At 71.6% G+C, this 19,691-nt stretch carries 18 protein-coding genes; 9 read left to right on the forward strand and 9 right to left on the reverse strand.

Going from position 1 to position 19,691, the window contains the following annotated elements; genetic code table 11:
* Positions 1-7: 7 nt before the first annotated feature.
* Positions 8-856 (reverse strand): putative RNA methyltransferase, encoded by an 849-nt coding sequence (locus AB0F52_RS14110; protein ID WP_360169464.1) that lies wholly within the window; start codon positions 854-856, stop codon positions 8-10.
* Between the two features lie 173 nt (positions 857-1,029).
* Between AB0F52_RS14110 and AB0F52_RS14115 the strand changes: the two genes are divergently transcribed.
* Genes AB0F52_RS14115 through AB0F52_RS14125 form a run of 3 tightly spaced genes read left to right on the forward strand, consistent with a single transcriptional unit; the run spans position 1,030 to position 5,079 of the window.
* Positions 1,030-2,418: an ammonium transporter gene (locus AB0F52_RS14115; protein ID WP_360169467.1), complete on the forward strand. Its 1,389-nt coding sequence runs from the start codon at positions 1,030-1,032 to the stop codon at positions 2,416-2,418.
* Positions 2,415-2,753, forward strand: coding sequence for a P-II family nitrogen regulator (locus tag AB0F52_RS14120; protein ID WP_091306756.1), 339 nt, complete (start codon positions 2,415-2,417; stop codon positions 2,751-2,753). Before AB0F52_RS14115 ends, AB0F52_RS14120 begins: the two co-directional genes overlap by 4 nt.
* 10 nt (positions 2,754-2,763) lie before the next feature.
* Complete coding sequence (locus AB0F52_RS14125; RefSeq protein ID WP_360169470.1) at positions 2,764-5,079, forward strand: [protein-PII] uridylyltransferase; 2,316 nt, start codon at positions 2,764-2,766, stop codon at positions 5,077-5,079.
* Between the two features lie 73 nt (positions 5,080-5,152).
* Here AB0F52_RS14125 and AB0F52_RS14130 read toward each other — a convergent pair whose 3' ends face one another.
* The 6 genes from AB0F52_RS14130 to AB0F52_RS14155 form a co-directional block, all read right to left on the reverse strand.
* Positions 5,153-6,484, reverse strand: a complete 1,332-nt coding sequence (locus AB0F52_RS14130; protein WP_360169473.1) for an FAD-dependent oxidoreductase — start codon at positions 6,482-6,484, stop codon at positions 5,153-5,155.
* Positions 6,477-7,139 carry a VC0807 family protein gene (locus AB0F52_RS14135; protein ID WP_360169480.1) on the reverse strand — a complete coding sequence of 221 codons (663 nt, stop codon included), beginning with the start codon at positions 7,137-7,139 and terminating at the stop codon, positions 6,477-6,479. The genes AB0F52_RS14130 and AB0F52_RS14135 overlap by 8 nt, the downstream gene beginning before the upstream one ends.
* Positions 7,136-7,738 (reverse strand): TetR/AcrR family transcriptional regulator, encoded by a 603-nt coding sequence (locus AB0F52_RS14140; protein WP_199191221.1) that lies wholly within the window; start codon positions 7,736-7,738, stop codon positions 7,136-7,138. Before AB0F52_RS14140 ends, AB0F52_RS14135 begins: the two co-directional genes overlap by 4 nt.
* 67 nt (positions 7,739-7,805) lie before the next feature.
* On the reverse strand, positions 7,806-9,110 hold the full coding sequence (locus AB0F52_RS14145) for a GGDEF domain-containing protein (RefSeq protein ID WP_360169483.1): 1,305 nt from the start codon (positions 9,108-9,110) through the stop codon (positions 7,806-7,808).
* Between the two features lie 644 nt (positions 9,111-9,754).
* Positions 9,755-10,507, reverse strand: coding sequence for a glucose 1-dehydrogenase (locus tag AB0F52_RS14150; protein WP_360169486.1), 753 nt, complete (start codon positions 10,505-10,507; stop codon positions 9,755-9,757).
* A 23-nt stretch (positions 10,508-10,530) separates the two neighbouring features.
* Entirely contained in the window at positions 10,531-11,118 is a 588-nt protein-coding gene (locus AB0F52_RS14155; protein ID WP_360169489.1) for a TetR/AcrR family transcriptional regulator, read from the reverse strand.
* 120 nt (positions 11,119-11,238) lie between these two features.
* Between AB0F52_RS14155 and AB0F52_RS14160 the strand changes: the two genes are divergently transcribed.
* Both AB0F52_RS14160 and AB0F52_RS14165 read left to right on the forward strand, forming a co-directional pair.
* Complete coding sequence (locus tag AB0F52_RS14160) at positions 11,239-11,601, forward strand: hypothetical protein (protein WP_103343707.1); 363 nt, start codon at positions 11,239-11,241, stop codon at positions 11,599-11,601.
* Between the two features lie 52 nt (positions 11,602-11,653).
* A complete protein-coding gene (locus AB0F52_RS14165) occupies positions 11,654-12,535 on the forward strand; it encodes a Ku protein (protein ID WP_360169493.1) in 882 nt (293 codons plus the stop codon).
* 279 nt (positions 12,536-12,814) lie between these two features.
* Here AB0F52_RS14165 and AB0F52_RS14170 read toward each other — a convergent pair whose 3' ends face one another.
* On the reverse strand, positions 12,815-13,294 hold the full coding sequence (locus tag AB0F52_RS14170) for a MarR family transcriptional regulator (protein ID WP_360169496.1): 480 nt from the start codon (positions 13,292-13,294) through the stop codon (positions 12,815-12,817).
* A 9-nt stretch (positions 13,295-13,303) separates the two neighbouring features.
* Positions 13,304-15,091, reverse strand: coding sequence for an ABC transporter ATP-binding protein (locus AB0F52_RS14175; protein WP_360169499.1), 1,788 nt, complete (start codon positions 15,089-15,091; stop codon positions 13,304-13,306).
* A gap of 195 nt (positions 15,092-15,286) precedes the next feature.
* Here AB0F52_RS14175 and ffh point away from each other — a divergent pair, with 195 nt between their 5' ends.
* The 4 genes from ffh (at position 15,287) to AB0F52_RS14195 (ending at position 19,586) form a co-directional block, all read left to right on the forward strand.
* Positions 15,287-16,825: a signal recognition particle protein gene (gene ffh / locus AB0F52_RS14180; protein ID WP_360169502.1), complete on the forward strand. Its 1,539-nt coding sequence runs from the start codon at positions 15,287-15,289 to the stop codon at positions 16,823-16,825.
* An 8-nt stretch (positions 16,826-16,833) separates the two neighbouring features.
* Complete coding sequence (locus AB0F52_RS14185) at positions 16,834-17,910, forward strand: amidohydrolase family protein (protein WP_360169612.1); 1,077 nt, start codon at positions 16,834-16,836, stop codon at positions 17,908-17,910.
* A gap of 46 nt (positions 17,911-17,956) precedes the next feature.
* Positions 17,957-18,682 carry a type II CAAX endopeptidase family protein gene (locus AB0F52_RS14190; protein ID WP_360169505.1) on the forward strand — a complete coding sequence of 242 codons (726 nt, stop codon included), beginning with the start codon at positions 17,957-17,959 and terminating at the stop codon, positions 18,680-18,682.
* A gap of 100 nt (positions 18,683-18,782) precedes the next feature.
* On the forward strand, positions 18,783-19,586 hold the full coding sequence (locus AB0F52_RS14195; protein WP_360169508.1) for a type II CAAX endopeptidase family protein: 804 nt from the start codon (positions 18,783-18,785) through the stop codon (positions 19,584-19,586).
* Positions 19,587-19,691: the final 105 nt, after the last annotated feature.

Consider the following 19,691-nt stretch of genomic DNA (forward strand, 5'->3'; position numbering starts at 1 on the left):
TCCAGACTCACCGCCGCCGGTACGTCGAGACCGTGAACGACACCGTGACGTGCTGCGGCTCGTGCAGCGCGTCGAGCCGCTCCCGGCGCCCGTCGCGGTCCAAATGGAACGCGGCGGGGCCCATCTCGACCGCCTGTCGGACCTGCCGCGGCGTCAGCTCCACCTCGCGCCGGACCTCCGTGCGGTCCGTGCGCGTGAAGTACTCGCCGAGGGTGCCCTCGATGCGTTCCTCCTTGCGCTCGTCGACGGCCAGCACCAGGTCGCCCAGCTCGCGAAGGTGGTCCGGGGCCGGCGCCGCGACGACCAGCAGACCGTCGGGCCGCAGCACGCGGTGGAACTCCGGCCCGTTGCGCGGCGCGAAGACGTTCAGCACGACCGACGCCACGCCGTCGCCCACCGGCCACGGCTCCCACAGGTTCCACACCGCCGCGCCCAGCCGCGGGTGAGCCCGCGCCGCCCGCCGCAGCGCGACCGCCGAGACGTCCAGCGCGAGGCCGGACGCCGCCGACGCCTCCAGCACCCGCGCGAGGTAGTAGCCCGTGCCCGCACCGGCGTCGACGACCAGGCCGTCGGCGTCCGAGCAGACGCGGGCCAGCTCGTCCGCCAGCGGCGCGTAAGCACCCGACGCCAGGAAGTCCGCGCGCGCCGCGACCATCGGCGCGGTGTCCGCCGTCCCGGCCGGGATTCGCGCGTGCAACAGGTTCACGTAACCCTGGCGTGCTAGATCGAAAGAGTGGCGGTTCCCGCAACGCAGCGTGCGTCCCGCTGGGCCGATCGGGTCACCGCACACCGAACACCGCAGTGCCGCGACGACCCGGGGTGGCAGTGGGTCATTCCCGTGGTCGGCCGGTGTCATGGGGATATTCGACCACGACGTTTCGCAACCGGACACCCGAGGAGGGGTCCTGGGAAACCTGGCCGTAACAACCGGGCGCGGACAGTTCACGCGGGTGAAACCTCGCGCGCCGCCCCGTGAAACACCGCGCGCCAAAACTGCCATCGCACCAACCCAGGGCACGGGAGGACGATGTGCTGAACGCAGGAGACACCGCATGGGTATTGGCCAGCGCCGCGCTGGTCATGCTCATGACCCCAGGACTGGCGTTCTTCTATGGCGGCATGGTCCGCGCGAAGAGCGTCCTGAACATGCTGATGATGAACTTCATCGCGCTGGCCGTCGTGGGGGTGCTGTGGGCCCTGTACGGCTTCTCGATGTCCTTCGGCGACGACGCTTTCGGAGGTTTCCTCGGTAACTTCCACTTCGCCGGCCTCGAAAACACCTTCGGCAAGGTGGCCGGCTTCGCGGTCGCCGCGACCGACACCTCGCCGGCGGTCGCCTGGCCCGGCTCGGACGGCCTGCCCGTCCTCGCCTTCGTGATGTTCCAGCTGATGTTCGCGATCATCACGCCCGCGCTGATCTCCGGCGCCATCGCGGACCGCGCGAAGTTCTGGGGCTGGACGCTGTTCGTCGTCGTCTGGGTCACGGTCGTGTACTTCCCGGTCGCGCACTGGGTGTTCTCGTTCAACGGCTTCATCGGCGAGAACGCCGTCGGCGGCTGGATCGCGAACAACCTCAAGGCACTCGACTTCGCCGGTGGTACCGCGGTCCACATCAACGCCGGTGCCGCGGGCCTGGCGCTGGCCATCGTGCTCGGCAAGCGCAAGGGCTGGCCGAAGGACACCGGCCGCCCGCACAACGTGCCGTTCGTGCTCCTCGGCGCCTCGCTGCTGTGGTTCGGCTGGTACGGCTTCAACGCCGGTTCGGCGCTGGCCGCCAACGACCTCGCCGCCGTCGCGTTCACCAACACCACCGTCGCCACTGCCGCAGCGGTGCTGGGCTGGCTGATCGTCGAGCAGCTCAAGTTCGGCAAGCCGACCACGCTCGGCGCGGCTTCCGGCGCGGTCGCCGGTCTGGTCGCCGTCACCCCGGCGTGTGGTTTCGTGAGCCCGCTCGGCGCCATCGCGATCGGCCTCATCGCCGGCGTCCTCTGCGCGCTGGCCATCTCGCTCAAGTTCAAGTTCGGCTTCGACGACTCCCTCGACGTCGTCGGCGTCCACCTGGTCGGCGGCATCGTCGGCACGCTGCTGATCGGCTTCTTCGGTACCACCAGCGTCAACGCGCTCGGTGCGGACGGCCTCTTCTACGGCGGCGGGTTCACCCAGCTGGGTCGCCAGGCCGCGGCCGCCGGTGCGGTGCTCGCGTACTCCTTCGTGCTGTCCTTCATCATCGGCTTCGTGATCAAGAAGGCCGGCGGCTTCCGCGTCAGCACCGAGGACGAGATCACCGGCATCGACGAGGCGCAGCACGCGGAAAGCGCGTACGACTTCACCGGGTCCAGTGGCGGCATCGGCCAGCCGACGACGATCCCGGTCAAGTCCGCCACCGGCAACGCGAAACTCGAGGAGAGCAAGGCATGAAGCTCATCACGGCGATTGTGAAGCCGTTCACGCTCGACGACGTCCGCTCCGCGCTGGAGCAGCTGGGCGTGCTGGGCATGACCGTCAGCGAGGTCCAGGGCTACGGCCGCCAGAAGGGCCACACCGAGGTCTACCGCGGTGCGGAGTACTCGGTGGACTTCGTCGCCAAGCTGAAGGTCGAGGTCGTCACCGACGACACCAACGTGGAGAAGGTCCTCGAGGCCATCACCACCGCCGCGCACACCGGCAAGATCGGCGACGGCAAGCTGTGGGTGACGCCCGTGGAGACCGTCATCCGGGTGCGGACCGGCGAGCGCGGCACGGACGCTCTATAAGGCGTCTGGGATGGCCGACGGGGGCGAACTGGTCAAGGCCACCGAGCGTTTGCTCGAGGGCAGGCACGGGAGGCTGGGGGCGTCCGCACTGCGGGCGGCCCTGGTCGACCTCTACGAGTTCTGGCTGGGCAGGGGAGCCTCGGCGGCCGGCGTCGACACCGCGGAACCGGGTGTCGCGCTGGTCGCCGTGGGCGGGCTCGGCCGACGGGAACTGGTGCCGTTCTCCGATCTCGACCTGCTGCTGGTGCACAACGGCAACAGCGGCGTCGGCGAGATCGCGGACGCGCTCTGGTATCCCTTGTGGGACGCCAAAATCGGGCTGGACCACTCGGTCCGCACGCCCGGTGAGGCGCTGAAGGTCGCTTCGGAGGACCTGCGCGTGGCCATGGGCCTGCTCGACGCCCGGCACCTCGCCGGGGACGCCGAGCTGAGCGGCCGGCTGGTGTCCGCGGCGCGGGACCAGTGGCGCCGCACCGCGCGCAAGCAGATCCCGGACATGACGGCGTCGGTCCGGCAGCGCTGGGCCCGCAGCGGTGAAATCGCGCAGTCCGCCGAACCGGACCTCAAGCACGGCCGGGGCGGGCTGCGGGACTTCGCCGTCCTGGAAGCCCTCGCCGCGGCGCAGCTCACCGCGCGTCCGGGCGAGGAACTCCTGGAGGCGAAGGGGCTCCTGCTCGACGTCCGCACCGAGCTGCGGCGCGAGATCCGGCGCGAACGGGACGTCCTGTCCGCGCCGGAGGCCGAACTGGTCGCCGCCGAACTCGGCTTCGGCGACCGGTTCACGCTGGCCCGCAAGCTTTCCGGGGCGGGCCGCACGATCGCGTACGCGCTCGACGTCGCCCTGCGGTCCACTGTGGAGCCGCCGAAGACGCGGTTCGGGCGCCGTCCGTCACGGACGCCGCTCGCGGAAAACGTGGTGCTGCACGGGAACGAGGTCGCGCTGGCCCGCGACGCCGTCCCGGCGAAGGACCCGGCGCTGCTGCTGCGGGTCGCCGCGGCGTCGGCGCGCACGGGCAAGCCGATCGCGCTCGGCACGCTCAAGGCGCTGGCCGAGTCGGCCCCGGAGCTGCGTGCCCCGTGGCCGGCCGAGGCGCTGAACGCGCTGGTCGAGCTGCTGGGCGCCGGCGAGGGCCTGGTCGACGCGGTCGAATCGCTCGACCGCACCGGATTGTGGTCCCGGCTGTTCCCGGAGTGGGGCGCGGTCCGCGACCTGCCGCCGCGCTCGCCGGTGCACCAGTGGACGGTCGACCGGCACCTGGTGCGCACCTGCGTCGAGGCGGCCAAGCTGACCACCACGGTTTCGCGCCCCGACCTGCTGCTGATCGGCGCGCTGCTGCACGACATCGGCAAGGGCCGCGAGGCCGACCACTCGGAGCTGGGCGCCAAGATCTCCGCCCAGGTCGCGGCCCGGCTGGGACTCACCCCGGCCGACACGGCCACGGTGTCGGCGATGGTCCGCCACCACCTCCTGCTGCCGCACACGGCGACGCGGCGCGACATCAGCGAACCGGCCACGGTGGCGCGGGTGGTGAAGACCCTGGGCAGCGACCTCGTCCTGGTCGAGCTGCTGCACGCGCTGACCCAGGCCGACTCGCTGGCCACCGGCCCGGGAGTCTGGACCGACTGGAAGGCACGCCTGCTGGCGGAGCTGGCGGCGGGCTGCGAAGAAGTGTTGCACGGCAAGGGGTTCACCGCCCCGGAACCGATGAACGACGAACAACGCGAGCTCGTCGCGGCGGCCGTGGCGTCGGGGACGGGCGAGATCCGGATCAGCTCGCACGGCAAGGTGGTCACGGTCGTGCTGGCGGTCCCGGCCCGGGCGGAACTCCTGGCTCCGGCGGCCGGCGTGCTGGCCTTGAACTCCCTGGAGGTCCACTCGGCGGTCCTGCGTGGTCACGACGGTGGCCGCGCGGGCGTGTTCACGGCGTCCCCGAAGTTCGGGTCGTTGCCGGACGCGACGCTGCTGCGCGAGCAGTTCGCCCGCGCGGTGGCGGGCACGTTGCCGCTGACCCAGCGGCTGGCGGCGAAGGAGCGCGACTACGGCTCGTCGGCGGAAGCCCCGGTCGCGCCGAAGGTGGTCTGGTTCGACGACGAGACGACGGGCCCGGACACGGTGGTCCTGGAGCTGCGCGCGGCCGACCGGATCGGCCTGCTGTTCCGGGTGGCGGGCGCGTTGCGCCGGTGCGACGCGGAGGTCCGCTGGGCGAAGGCGTCGACGCTGGGCGGCGCGGTGGTGGACTCCTTCGCGGTGACGCCCCGCAGCGGCCGCATCGAGCCGGGCTGGCGGCGTGAAGTGGAACAGGCGGTCCTGGCCGCGGCTTCCTAGCGGCCGCGGGGGAGCCGGCACCGGGTGCGCCGCGAGGCCGGGCAAGCCTTCGCGACCCACCCCGGCGCGGCCTTCAGGCGGGTGTTCCGAGCCAGCGGCGGAGGGCCTCGTCCAACCCCGGTCCGCCGTCCCACGCGACGTACCCGTCGGGCCGGACGAGCCGAGGTGCCGCCCCCTCGCGGCCCTCGACCCGTCCGGCCCACCCCGCCGGCACGGTGGTGCCGACCAGGACCGCGCGGCCGTCCGGGCTGGCCGGGACGTCGGTCGCGCGGCCGGTGATCCCCGGGTACGTCACGCCGATGCCCGACAGCTCCGCGGCGACCGCCCGCCGCGCCTCGGGCACGGCGAGCAGCTCCGTGAACACCGCCCGGACCGCCGCCGCGTCCGGGTCGGGTACGCCGAGGATCGCCTGGGCGCGCGTGCTGACCAGCACGCGCGCCGCGATCGGGTGGCGCTCGTCGTGGTAGCTGTCGAGCAGCCCGTCCGGTGCCGTGCCGTGGACCGTCGCGGCCAGCTTCCAGCCCAGGTTCACCGCGTCCTGCAGGCCGAGGTTGAGTCCCTGGCCACCCACCGGGAGGTGGATGTGGGCGGCGTCGCCCGCGAACAGCACCCGGCCGTGGCGGTAGCGCTCCAGCTGCCGGGACGCGTCGCCGAACCGCGACGCCCACAGCACGTCGCCCACCAGGAGCTCCGGTCCGTGCGCGGCGGTGAGCGCCCGCTGCACTTCGCCGGCGGTGACCGGGGCGTCGCGGCCGAGCCGCTGCTGCTCCTCGCCGAAGACGATCGTGCGATAGCGCCCCTCGGACAGCGGCAGCAGGTAGCCCGGCCCCGAGGACGGCAGCTGCCAGTCCTCCGCGAGCCCGGCGGGCTTGGCGGCGAGGGTGATGTCCGCGACGACCAGCGAGGTCCGCGCCGGACGGCCGGGGAACGCGGCACCCAGGAGCGTCCGGACCGTGCTGTGCCCGCCGTCGGCGGCGACCAGCCAGCCGGCCCGGTGCTCGCGCCCGCCCGCGGTGACCGTGACGCCCTCGTCGTCCTGCGCCACGGCGGTGACGGCCGCGTCGCGCAGCACCGGAGTGCGCAGCCCCGCCTCGATCGCGGCCGCGACGTGCGCCTGTTCCACGCCGAGCTGGTAGGGGAAGGACGTCGGCAGGTCGGTGTAGTCGATCGGGACGCCGGAGAAGTGCCCGGCGGGCAGCTTCGCCCGCACGTGCGGCTCGATCGCGGCGAGCAGCCCGCGGTCGGCCAGCACCTCGACCGACCGCGGCTGCAGGCCGAGCGCTTTCGACTGCGTGGCGGGTACGGCGTCGCGCTCGAGGACCAGGACGTCGACGCCGGCGCGTTCCAGCTCGAACGCGGTCAGCAGGCCGGTCGGGCCCGCGCCCGCGACCAGGACGTCAGGCATCGAGGTTCTCCTTGCGGAGGTACCAGACGTGCCAGGCGATCAGCAGGGCCAGCGCGCCGAACCACGCCACGTTGGTGACCAGCGCGATCAGGTCGATCGGCAGCGTGTAGACGAGCACGATGTGCACCACCGCGCTGCCCAGCAGCACCGCGCCCCAGGCGGCCGTGTTGATCCGCAGGCCGCGCCGGAACCGGGCGTCGGTGTCCCAGCGGCCCGCCCAGGCGTCCGCGCCCTCGGCGCCGCGCTTGATCTCGGCGATCGTGCGGCCGAGCGTCAGCTGCGCCGGGCGGCCGGCGAAGACCGTCACCAGCATCCACGCGCCGAACAGGCCGCCCAGCGCCGCCGTCCAGCCTTCGCGGATCACCAGCGTGCGCGGGTCGTCCGAGAGCAGGCCGAGCACGACCGAGAGCACCAGGACGCTGAGCGTGACCAGGGCGACGAGGTCGACCTTGCGGTTGCGGGCGATGGTCCACAGCACGTACGGCGCGGCGACCAGGACGCCGGCCATCAGCGCCCACCACTGGCTCACCCCCGCGGCGCGCAGGCCGTAGAACAGCGCCATCGGCACGATCACTTCGAACACGACGTTCCGCACGTTGGCGCGCACGACCCGGCGCAGGCCGGCGTCGGGTTCGGTCTTCTGCTCGATCATCATCCGGGTTCCCCAGTGGATTCGGGTGCGGTCGCCCGCACGTACAGGTCGGCGAGCTCACGGCCGATGCGCGCGAGCTCGGCGGGTTCGGGCACGTCGGCCGCCGCGGTGGCGACGACGGCGTCGAGCCCGGAGGTGAAGGACAGTGCCGCGGTCCGGGCGTCGAAGGTGCCGAAGGCGCCGGCCGCCTGCCCGGTGCGGAAGTGTTCTTCGAACAACGCGAGCCGCCCGTTCACGGCGTCGCTGCGCGAGCCGGCGTTCTTGACGAGGTCGATCAGCGCCCGGACCTCGGTGGGGTGCTCGCCGACGAGGTCGACGTTCGCCTCGACGTAGGCGCGCAGCTGGGCGACGTGCCCGACGGCGGCGTCGATGCGCGGCTGCATGTACGCCCCGGTGATCTCTTCGATCTCGGTCACGCAGGCTGCGAGCAGGTCGTCCTTGCCGGCGAAGTGGTAGCTGATCATCCCCGTGCTCGACAGGCCGGCGTGCTTCGCGATCCGGCTGAACGACGCCTTGAGGTAGCCGGCTTCGGCGATCACGGCGATCGCCGCCCGCACGATCTGGGCGCGCCTGCCGGACTCGGTGAACGTTCTTGCTCGCATGAGCAAAATTTAGCTCAGCCGAGCAAATCCAGCAAGTCGCCTGGTCAGAGGAGGGTTCTCGGGGAGGTCAGGCAGACGCGGTGCCGGCGACGACCTGGTTGCGGCCCGCGTCCTTGGCCCGGTACAGGGCCTTGTCGGCCGCCTGCAGCAGCCGGTCGACGGCGGTGCCGCCGTCCGGGTAGGTGGCGACGCCGATGGAGGCGGACAGGCCGCCGATCGAGCGGATGCGGCTGCCGTCCTCGTACTCGACCCGCAGGGACTCGATCGCCGAGCGGATGCGCTCGGCCACCGCGAGCACGGCCGCCGGCCCGATGTCGGGCAGCAGGACGACGAACTCCTCGCCGCCGAAGCGGCCGACCGAGTCGTAGTCGCGGACGGCGCTCTTGATCGTCGCCGCGACCGCGCGCAGCACGGTGTCGCCCGCGAGGTGCCCGTGCTCGTCGTTGATCAGCTTGAAGTAGTCCAGGTCGATCATCAGCACGCCGAACGTGCTGCGCTTGCTGCGCTGGGCCCGGGCCAGTTCGCGCGAAGCGAGCAGGTGCCACCCGGTCGTGTTGAACAGGCCGGTCTTCTCGTCGGTCGTCGCGGCGATCTCCAGCTGCTTGATGAGCACCGCCCGGTGGAGCACCAGCAGCGGCGGCACGATCGCGACGGCGAGCGCGGGCAGTGTCGCCAGCGTCAACGCCGTGAGCAGGCCCAGGCAGAGCGTCGCGACCTCGAGGAGGTTGTCGCCGAGGCCGCCGAAGAACGCCTTGATCGTGCGTTTGGTGATCGTCAGCGCCGGGACGATGGTGATCGCCGAGACCAGGAAGTAGGTGACCGCGGCCAGCGTGATGGCCGTGACGCCGCGCCAGCCCGCCGTCAGCGCGGTGTACATGTCCGGGACGCCGAGGCGGCCCAGGACGAGTTCGGCGGAGAAGCAGGTGATGACGACCAGCGTCGCGTTCAGCGTCATCCGGAACGGCGGCACGCGCTTCATCCGCGCGAGGCTGCGCGTCGCGAGGTGCAGGTAGAGGACGGCGATCAGCGCGGTGACGAGCGCGGGCGGCAGGAGCAGCACGCCGGCGAACGTCCAGACCGACGTCAGATTGATGTGCGGGGTGTCGGACACCAGCCGCCGGACGCGTTCGATCTTCCGCCCCAGCTCGGCCTGCAGAACACCAAGGCAGGCAAGAACACCGAAGACGGCGAGGTCCCACCCGCGCACGGGCACGGCAACGGCGGCCAGAACGGTGGCGGCGAGCGCCACGGGTTCGACGAGGAAGCAGTAGAAGATCAGCGACCCGCGCTGCTGCCAGAGGGTCCAGTGAGCAGGGTTCAGCGCCCCACGGATCCGTCCCGCGCGGGGTTGGGCCGGACGGGCGCCGTCCATACTCAAGGCGGTGCAACTCCCCTGGGTGATCCGACGATCCGCATCCACCCCACCACACCGGGCCGCCCCGATCGATGATTGCCACACGTTCGGAGCAGTGAAGGGAGGCCGCCGTCATGCGCAACCGCGAGTCCTGAGCCTCCACGTCCGAAGTCCGCGTGAACCGCCGGAGGGAGGCTGTCGTGCGTAATCGCGAGTCCTGAGCCGCCGTGACCTCTGTTTGCCGTGCCGAAAGGAGTGCTGACGTGCGTAATCGCGAGTCGTGAACCTGTGCTGTCCGCCACCACGTGCCGAGAGGAGGGCTGTCGTGCGTAACCGCGAGTCCTGAACCGATGCTCACCCGGCCGATCGCACCGAGAGGAGGGCTGTCGTGCGTAACCGCGAGTCCTGAGTCGCTGTGATCCCTGTTCGTCCGCGCCCGAGAGGAGAGCTGCTGTGCGTAACCGCGAGTCCTGAACCGATGCCCGCCCGGCCGATCGCACCGGAAGGAGAGCCGCCGTGCGTAACCGCGAGTCCTGACCCCCGCCGTGCACCCGTCCGTTCCCGCCCGAGAGAGGAATCGTCACCATGCGCAACCGTGAGTCGTGAATTCCCGCCGGAGGAGGATCCGGCCAACCCCCATCCGCGGGCTCGGGTGGGACCGCTCAGGCGGTCGCCCCGCCGTCGACCACCAGGTCGTGCCCCACGGTGAACGCGGCTTCGTCCGAAGCCAGCCACAACACCGCGGCGGCCACTTCGGCGGTGGCACCCACCCGGCCCAGCGGAATCGCGTTCTTCAGCCGCTCGGCGCGGCCGGCGTCCGTCTCACCGGGGCGCCGGGACATGTCCGTGTCGGTCGCGCCCGGGCTGACGGCGTTGATGCGGACGCCATCGGCGATGTGGTCGCGCGCCGCTGTCCTGGTCAGCGCGCTGACCGCGGCCTTCGACGCCGCGTAGGCCGCCATGTTCGGCAGCCTGCCGTGCGCGCCGATGTTCGACGCCATGTTGACGATCGCGCCGCCGCCGTGCGCCCGCATGTGCGCGACCTCGTGCTTCAGGCACAGCCACGTCCCGGTGACGTTCGTGCCCATCACCGCGCCGAAGTCGTCTTCGCCGAGGTCCGCGGCCGCCGCCGGCGACCCGAGGATGCCCGCGTTGTTGAACGCGACGTCCAGCCCGCCGTGCCGCGCGACGACCGTCTCCACCATCCGCGCCACGTCCGCGGAGTCGGTCACGTCGACGGTCACCGCGCTCGCGTCGCCGCCGATCTCCGCCACCGCGGACGCCAGCCGCCGCTCATCGCGCCCGGCGACGACCACCGTCGCGCCTTCGCCCGCGAACGCCCGCGCCGTCGCCCGTCCGATCCCCGAGCCGCCGCCCGTCACCAGGACGACCTTGCCCGCGAAACGTGCCCCCATCGTGTGCCTTCTTTCTGGTCCGATCATTCTTGAATGAGCAGGCGCGTGGCCTGGGAGACGGCCGCTTCCAGCCGGCTCGCGGCATCGGTGCCCTTGCCCAGGACGCGCAGTCCCTGAAGCACCGTGAGCAGGAAGCGCGCCAGGGTCGCCGGGTCGCTTCCGGCCGGGAGTTCGTCCTGGGCCTTCGCACGCTCGAGCGCCATCGTGAGCGCGACCTCGAGGGTGTCCCAGCTGCGTTCCACCAGCCGCGCGACTTCGGGGTCGTGGGGCAGCAGTTCGATCGCCGCGTTGACGACGAAACAGCCCATTCTCGTTTCGTCGCCGAGGATTTCCGCTATGTAGCCATCGAAGAGCCGGCGCACCGCGGCCACCCCGGGACCCGGCTCCGACAACTGGGCCATGACCCGCGCGTCGGTGCGTTCCGCATAGCGCTTCAACGCCGTGACGTAGAGGTCGTGCTTCGTGCCGAAGGTGGCGTACAGGCTGGCCTTGGCGACGCCGAGGTGCGTGACGAGGTCGCTCACGGACGTTGCCTCGTACCCCTGGCGCCGGAAGAGCGTGAGCGCGCCGTCGCAGGCTTCGCCGACGTCGAACTCCTTGACCCGGGACATGATCGAACCTTAGCCGCATCTAGAACGCTCGGTCAAATATGTGGCGGGCGGTGTGTCGCGTCCGGTGACGCCGCGTGCGGTGGCACTATGGCTGCTTCGACCGGCCCGAGGGGGTGAGCGATGCAGGATCGGCTGACGCTGCCGCCGACCGTCGTCGCGACCCACCTGCGCTCCTGCGCGGAGGAACTCGCCGCCGGCCTGCGCTGCGGCGGCCCGGGCGCCACGACGGCCGAGCTCACCGACGTCGTCGCCCAGCTGGTCGCCGGCCAGGAAGCCATCTCCCACGCGCTCGCCGGCCTCGCCGCCCGTGTCGAAGGCGGCTCGGCCGCCCTCGCCGCGGCCCCGCCGCTGGACGTCGAAGTGGTCACCGAGGTGCTCCGCGCGGCCGCCATCGCTTCCCGGTGTTCGGCGGAGGCGCTCGACGAGGTCACGCCGTCGTTCGAATGTGTGAGCGAATCCGTCGCGCCTGACACCCGTTTGTAGCTGTCGATCCGCCGGGGCCGCTGTCTAGCCTGGAGCTGCGGAGGTGGCACGGATGCGCGCAGTGTGGACAGGCACGATCGGGTTCGGCAGTTACGCCATCCCGGTGAAGGCGTACAGCGCCACCGAGGAGCGGGAGATCCCGCTGCACCAGGTGCACGAGGCCGACGGCGGCCGCGTCCGCGTCAAGCGCGTGTGCGAGGTCGACGGCGCCGAAGTGCCGCCTGAGGAGATGATCCGCGGCTACCCGGTCCCCGGCGGCGACGTCGTCCTGCTGTCCGACCACGAGCTCGCGTCCCTCCCGATGCCGGGTCGCACGATCGCCATCCGCGGGTTCGCCCCGGTGCCCGACGTCGATCCGCTGTGGTTCGCGAAGAGCTACTACCTCGAACCCGAACCGGCGGGCACGAAGCCGTACGTGTTGTTCAGCGAGGCGCTCCAGCAGTCGGGCCGGCTCGCGCTGGTCACCGTCGCGCTGCGCCGCCGCGAGACGCTCGGTGCGCTGCGCGTGCGCGACCAAGTGATCGTGCTGGAGACGATGCGGTGGCCGGACGAGGTGCGTACCCCCGACTTCCCGTTCCAGCACGCCGACGTCGACATCCGCCCCGGTGAGCTGCGGCGCGCGGTGAACCTGGTCGAGGAGCTGACCGGCGAGTTCGACCCCGGCCGGTACCCCGACCGTTACCGCGAGGCCTTCCAAGCGTTGGTCCAGGCGAAGATCGACGGCGCCGAGGTCGTCCAGCCGACGGCCGCCGAACAGGCCGAGGGTGTCACCCGCCTGCTGGCGGCGTTGCAGGAGAGCGCCGCCGAAGCGGAGGACGAGCGCAACGCGGCCGTCACGAAGGCCAAGGCGGCGGCCTCGAGGGCCGCGAAGGCGCGTACGACGGCGAAACGAGCCGCGACGCGCAGCCGTGGACGCACGAAGGCGTCCGGCTGAGTATTACTACCCACGGGTAATTGAGGGTTCTCACACTGAACCCGCCGCCGCCGGCGCGGCAGACTTCCTTCTGCCAGCGGATACCGGATCGCTGGCGAGGGGGGAAGTCCGGACGGCCCCTGGGGAGGTGAGCCGTCCAGGCGCCAGGGTTCCGGGGCGGGCCGGAGGAGGAGCGGCCCGTTTCCGGAACCCGTCCCGCACCGCGGGGAGGTGGCGCGGGACACCAAGGGGGTGTCCGAAGGCTGCCGTGGAGGGATCGAGGGGTCTCCACGGCAGCCTTCAGGCGTCCGCTACCCGGAGCAGCAGGTCGGCGGCCAGCCGGAGCAGCTGACGCTCGGTCGGCGACAGCGTCGATTCGAGTGCCGTGGCCAGCCAGCGCTCGCGTTGGGCGCTGTACTCGCGCAGCACGGCCAGCCCGTCCGCGTTGATGCTGATCCGCGAGCGGCGCCCGTCGTCGGGATCCGGCTCCCGATCGATCAGCCCGCGGATGTTGAGCGCCGCCAGTATCCGGGTGAGTGACTGCGGTTGCAGCCGTTCCGCCTCGGCCAGCTCGGTCGGCGTCTGCGTGCCCGCCCGGTAGAGCCGGCTCAGCACCGCGAGCAGCGCCGGCCCCGGGCTGGTCCGGTCCGCCTCGGCGCGCATCCGCCAGTTCAGCCGTCCGACGCCCTCGCGCACCCGTCGGGACAGGTCGGCGAGTTCGGCCTCCGCGGTGATCCGCGCGGCGGTCTCCTCCAGGGTCCGGGCCGGTTCGGTGTGCATGGCCCCACATTAGGTGGTTCCCCGCACCAGCCGGGCATAACGCCCACCGCGCCCCAGCAGCTCCTCGTGCGTCCCCCGTTCCACGATCCGGCCCTCGTGCAGCACCACGATCTGGTCCGCGTGCTCCACAGTGGACAACCGGTGCGCGATCATCAGCGTCGTGCGGCCCGCGGCGAGCCGGTCGAGCTCGGCCTGCACCGAGCGTTCGGTGCGGTTGTCGAGCGCGCTGGTCGCCTCGTCGAGGATGAGCACGGGCGGGCTGCGCAGCATGATCCGGGCGATGGCCATCCGCTGCTTTTCGCCACCGGAGAACCGGTAGCCCCGCTGGCCGACGACCGTGTCGTACCCCTCCGGCAGCCCGGCGAGCGTGTCGTGGATGTGCGCGGCCTTCGCCGCCCGTTCGATCTCGTCGTCCGTCGCGTCCGGCTTGGCGAAGCGCAGGTTCTCCCGCACGGTGTCGTGGAAGAGGTAGGTCTCCTGGGACACCAGCCCGACGCCGGCCGCGAGCGAAGCCAGCGTGACGTCCCGGATGTCGGTGCCGTCGATCGTCACGGAACCACTGCTCACCTCGTACAGCCGGGCGACCAGGTAGGCGAGCGTCGTCTTGCCCGAGCCGGTCGTGCCGACCAGGGCCGTCGTGGTCCCGGCCGGCACGTCGAGGTCGATCTCGTGCAGCGTCGGCGGCCCGGCCGTGTCTGATGCGTCGTAGCGGAACGACACGCCGCGCATCGAGACGTCACCGCGGCGCACCACCAGCTCCCGAGCACCCGGCTTGTCCGCGATCTCCACCGGCAGGTCCAGGACCTCGAAGATGCGGCCGAACAGCGCCTTCGACGTCGCCACGTTCTGCCCGATCGTCTGCATCGCGCTCGCCGGCGCCACCAGCCGGTTGAGCATGCTGGTGAACGCCACGACGGTGCCGAGCGAGATCGGCGACGCACCGCCCGCCAGCGCCAGCCCGGCGATCCAGTAGACCAGCGCCGGGATGACGGTGAGGCTCATCGCCCGCGACGCCGTTTGCCAGCGGCCGGCCAGTGCGGCGGCCCGTTCCAGCGACGCGATCTCCCGCGACTCCGCCCCGAAGCGCTCGCGCATCGCCCGCTCGTTGCCCATCGTCTTGGCGAGCAGCACCCCGGTGACCGACAGCGACTCCTCGACCATCGTCGTCAGCCGGGCCATCCGCCGGGTCCGGCCGCGGGCCAGGTTCCGCCGCTTCTTACCCAGCCTCAGGGTGAACAGCAGGAACAGCGGCACGACGACCAGGGAGAGCGCCGCGAGCTGCCAGTCGAGCAGGACCAGCGCCACCGTGATGGCGATCGTCGTGGTCGCGTTCTGCACCATCGACCCGGCGGTCGTGGTGATCACGTTGTCGACCCCGCCGATGTCGTTGAACACCCGCGAGAGCACTTCGCCGCTCTTCGTCCGCGTGAAGAAGCCGAGCGACATCCGCTGCAGGTGGCCGTAGACCGAGACGCGCAGCTCGTTCATGACCCGTTGCCCGATGGTGTTGGACAGCCCCGTGGTCGCGACGCCGAGCGAGCCGCTGCCGACCGCGCAGGCGATCATCCCGGCCGCCAGCAGGCTGATCAGCAGCGTGTCGCGGTGCGGCAAGGCGTCGTCGAGGATCTCGCGCAGCAGGAACGGCGAGACGATGCCGAGGCCGGCCTGCACGACGATCAGCGCGAACAACGCGCCGAGCGGCCCGCGGTGCGCGCGGAACAGCCCCGCGATCCGCCGCAGCGGTACGGGTTCGTCGGCGTCGGAGGCCGGTTCGGTCAGGGCGGCTACTACGGTCATGCACCTATGTTTACCAAAATCGGCCGCGAGCGCCACCGATTTTCGCGATGTCACGCGAAAGTGGCTCCGCCAGTTGGTAAACGTATGTTTACCAGTGCCTGCGTACCCGCGAGCGAGAGAGCCGGAGCGACTACCCTCGACAAGGCCGGCTGAGCCCGGCGCGCCACCATCGACCCAGCTGGAGCGTGCACACCCGTGTTCGACACCCTGTCCGATCGGCTCACCGCCGCCCTGCAGACGCTCACGCGCAAGGGCAAGCTGTCCGACGCCGACATCGACGCCACCGCGCGCGAGATCCGCATCGCGCTGCTGGAGGCCGACGTCGCCCTCGGCGTGGTCAAGACCTTCATCGCGAAGATCAAAGAGCGGGCGAAGGGCGCCGAGGTCTCCCAGGCGCTCAACCCCGCGCAGCAGGTCATCAAGATCGTCAACGAGGAGCTCGTCGGGATCCTCGGCGGCGAGACGCGCCGGCTCAACCTGGCCAAGACGCCGCCGACCGTGATCATGCTCGCCGGTCTGCAAGGTGCCGGCAAGACGACGCTGGCCGGCAAGCTCGCGCTGTGGCTGAAGAAGCAGGGCCACGCGCCGATGCTGGTCGCCTGCGACCTCCAGCGCCCGAACGCCGTCACGCAGCTGCAGGTCGTCGGCGAGCGCGCCGGCGTCGTCACCTTCGCGCCCGAGCCCGGCAACGGCGTCGGCGACCCGGTCGACGTCGCCCGCCGCGCCATCGCCGAGGCCAAGCACGCGCAGCACGACGTCGTCGTGGTCGACACCGCGGGCCGCCTGGGTGTCGACGAAGAGCTGATGAAGCAGGCCGCGGACATCCGCGACGCGGTCGAGCCGGACGAGGTCCTGTTCGTCGTCGACGCGATGATCGGCCAGGACGCCGTGACCACGGCCCAGGCGTTCCAGGACGGCGTCGGCTTCAGCGGTGTCGTGCTCACCAAGCTCGACGGCGACGCCCGCGGTGGTGCCGCGCTGAGCGTCCGCGAGGTCACCGGCCAGCCGATCCTCTTCGCCTCCAACGGCGAGAAGCTCGAGGACTTCGACACCTTCCACCCGGACCGGATGGCGTCGCGGATCCTCGGCATGGGCGACGTGCTCACCCTGATCGAGCAGGCCGAGCAGGCCTTCGACCAGAACCAGGCCGAAAAGGCCGCGGCGAAGCTGTCCAGCGGCCAGCTCACCCTGGAGGACTTCCTCGAGCAGATGCTCGCGGTCCGCAAGATGGGCCCGATCGGCAACCTGCTCGGCATGCTGCCGGGCGCCGGCCAGATGAAGGACCAGCTGGCCCAGGTCGACGACAAGCACCTCGACAAGCTGCAGGCGATCATCCGCGGCATGACCCCGGCCGAGCGCGAAGACCCGAAGATGATCAACGGGTCGCGCCGGCTGCGCATCGCCAACGGCTCCGGCGTCACCGTCCGCGAGGTCAACGACCTGGTCAACCGGTTCTTCGAGGCCCGCAAGATGATGGCCCAGATGGCCGGCCGGTTCGGCTTCGGCGGCGGGGGCGGCGGCTCCAAGTCCCGCAAGGGCAAGAAGGGCAAGAAGGGCCGCGGCCCGACCCAGCCCAAGGTCCGCGGCGGCTTCCCCGGCGGCATGCCGATGCTGCCCCCGGGCGGGCAGCTGCCGGGCGGCATGCCCGACCTCTCGCAGCTGGGTGGCATGAACGACGTCCCGGGCTTCGACCCGACGAAGTTCAAGCTGCCGAAGAACCCCAAGGACAATTGAGCCGCGCTTTGGCGAAGACACTGCACGCCGCCGGGGTGATCCTGCCCGGCGGCGAGCCGGGGGAGCTGTGGATCACCGGCGGCCGGATCTCGTTCGAGCCGGTGCCGGACGCCGAGAGCCTCGGCCGGGACCTCTTCCTCGTGCCGGGCCTGGTCGACGCGCACTGCCACCCCGGCATCGGCGTCGGTGGCCCCGTGTCGCTGGGGGAGGCGGCCGAGCAGGCGATCACCGACCGGAACGCCGGGACGCTGCTCATCCGCGACTGCGGCCTCCCGATCGACGTCCGGCCGCTGCAGCAGCGGGCGGACCTGCCGACGATCATCCGTGCCGGGCGGCACCTGGCTCTCACCAAGCGGTACATCCCCGGCCTCGGCATCGAGCTGGACGACCCTTCGCAGCTGCCGGCAGCCGTGGCCGAGCAGGCCCGGGACGGCGACGGCTGGGTCAAGCTCGTCGGCGACTGGATCGACCGCGGCGTGGGTGACCTCGCCCCGCTGTGGCCGGACGACGTCCTCGCCGAAGCCGTCAAGGTGGCGCACGACCACGGCGCCCGCGTCACCGCGCACGTGTTCGGCGAAGCGGCGTTGCCGGGGCTGATCGCGTCCGGCATCGACTGCCTCGAACACGGCACCGGCCTGAGCGCCGATCAGCTGGCCGAGCTGGCGCGCCACGACGTCGCGCTGGTCCCGACCCTGATCAACATCGAGAACTTCCCGGGCATCGCCGACAAGGCGGGCAAGTACCCGGCCTACGCGGCGCACATGCGGGCGTTGCACGCCGGCGTCGGCGAGATGGTCGCTTCGGCCATCGAAGCCGGCGTACGCGTCTTCGCTGGCAGCGACGCCGGGGGCATGGTCGAGCACGGCAGGCTCGTCGACGAGATCGAGGCGCTCCACCGCGCGGGCATGACCCGCGAGCAGGCCCTCGCGAGCGCGTCCTGGGCCGCCCGCGACTGGCTCGGCCACCCCGGCCTCGTCGACGGCGCGCCCGCCGACCTGCTGGTGTACCCGGGCGATCCGCGCGAGGACCTGGGCGTCCTCCGGCATCCTTCGCACATCGTGCTCGGCGGAGTCGTGTACGCCTAGACCCCCGCTGATTTCCTTGCGGGGGCGGCACTTTAGCGTGGGGCGCGTGACGGACGACGACGGTGCACGGCGCGTGCTCGGGGCGCACTGGTGTTTCGTGGCGTTCTTCGCGGGGATCGCCGGCTACTACCTGGCCAACCTGATCATCGCCGCGGCGGTCAACCGCAACGTGGGCGAGTTCGACCCGCTCGAGCTGCACGACATCGGCCCGCTCCTGTTGCTGGCGTTCGTGCCCAACCTGCTGCTCGGCCTCGGCCCGGCGGCCGGCTCGTGGCGGTGGGGACAGGGCCTGCGCACCGACTTCGGTCTCGTGCCGACCTGGCGCGACGTCCGGATCGGCCTCGCGTGCGGGGTGCTCGCGCTGGTCGTCGGCTACCTGCTCAACCTGATGCTGATCGCGGTCTACGGCGCCGACGACGTCTCCGACAGCCCGCTGACCGACCTCGCCGACACCTTCGACGGCGACACGGTGTGGCTGGTGCTCGCGGCGGTGATCGTCATCGCCGGCGCGCCGATCACCGAGGAACTGCTGGTCCGCGGCACGCTGTGGAACGCGCTGTCGTTCCACCGGGTCCCGCCGTGGGCGGTGCTGGTGCTCACCTCGCTCGTGTTCGCCCAGCTGCACGGCGAGCCGACCCGCACCATCGCGCTGTTCGGCCAGGGCATCGCGCTGGGGCTGGCCCGGTACCTCTCGGGCCGGGTCAGCGCCGGGGTGATCGCCCACGCGGCCAACAACCTGCCCCCCGCGGTGCTGCTGTTCGTCGCGCACTGAACGTTGCGAAGATCGATGGACAGTAGCTGGACGGATACTGTGCGATCACATCCCGGCGGCTAGGCTCGACGCAGGAGCCGAGCGACGCGGAGGGCAAGGCGTGACCACTTCCCAGCCCCGGGACCCGGCTCCCGACGCCACGCCGTTCCCCGAGCCCGAAGAGCCCGCCGCGACCGCCTTCCTGCCGTCCGCGCCGCGGCACCGGTGGGGCTTCGGCGCCTTCCTGCTCGTCGAAGGCGTGCTGCTGGCGTCCGCGGCCTTCGTGTCCGTCCTCGTCGGCAACACCGGCCCCGGCCCGCTGCCGATGCGCGTCGTGCTGCTCGGCACCATGCTGCCGACGATGATCGCGGCCGGCGTCGCGGTGCTGATCACCTTCGTCCGCGGCAACGGGCCCGTGTCCGACCTGCGGCTCGAGTGGCGCTGGGCCGACGTGAAGACCGGGGTCCGGTACGGCTGCGTCGGACTCGTCTTCACCACGCTCGCCGCCTACCTGTGGACGCGGCTGGTCGGCGACGCGAACGCGACGTCGGCGATCAGCGCGCTGGTCGAGGACCGCCGGATGTCGATCCCGGCGGCCATCGTGATGTTCGTCTACCTCTGGCTGCTCGGCCCGATCTGCGAGGAGATCATCTACCGCGGCCTGCTCTGGGGTGCGGCGGAACAGCTGCAGTGGCGCAGCGAGCGCTGGGGCCGTGTGGCGGCGTTCCTGCTGTCGACGGCGGTGTTCGCGGCCAGCCACCTCGAGCCCCTGCGGACGACGTTGCTGCTGGTCATCGCGGTGCCGATCGGCCTGGTGCGGCTGGTCACCGGTCGCCTGCCGGGCAGCATCGTGGCGCACCAGGTGAACAACTTCCTGCCGGCGCTGACCATCCTGCTCGGGGCGCTCGGGGTGGCCTCTTTCTAGGTCCGTCAGAGCCGTCTGGCAGAATGATGCACTGCCTGCTTCCGCCGGACCCTCTCACCGTGCGAAAGCTCCTGACCTTCGGGTGCCCGCGTCCGTGTCCCCACT

Origin of the sequence: Amycolatopsis sp. NPDC024027 (assembly GCF_040638975.1) — a bacterium.
Lineage (GTDB): Bacteria > Actinomycetota > Actinomycetes > Mycobacteriales > Pseudonocardiaceae > Amycolatopsis.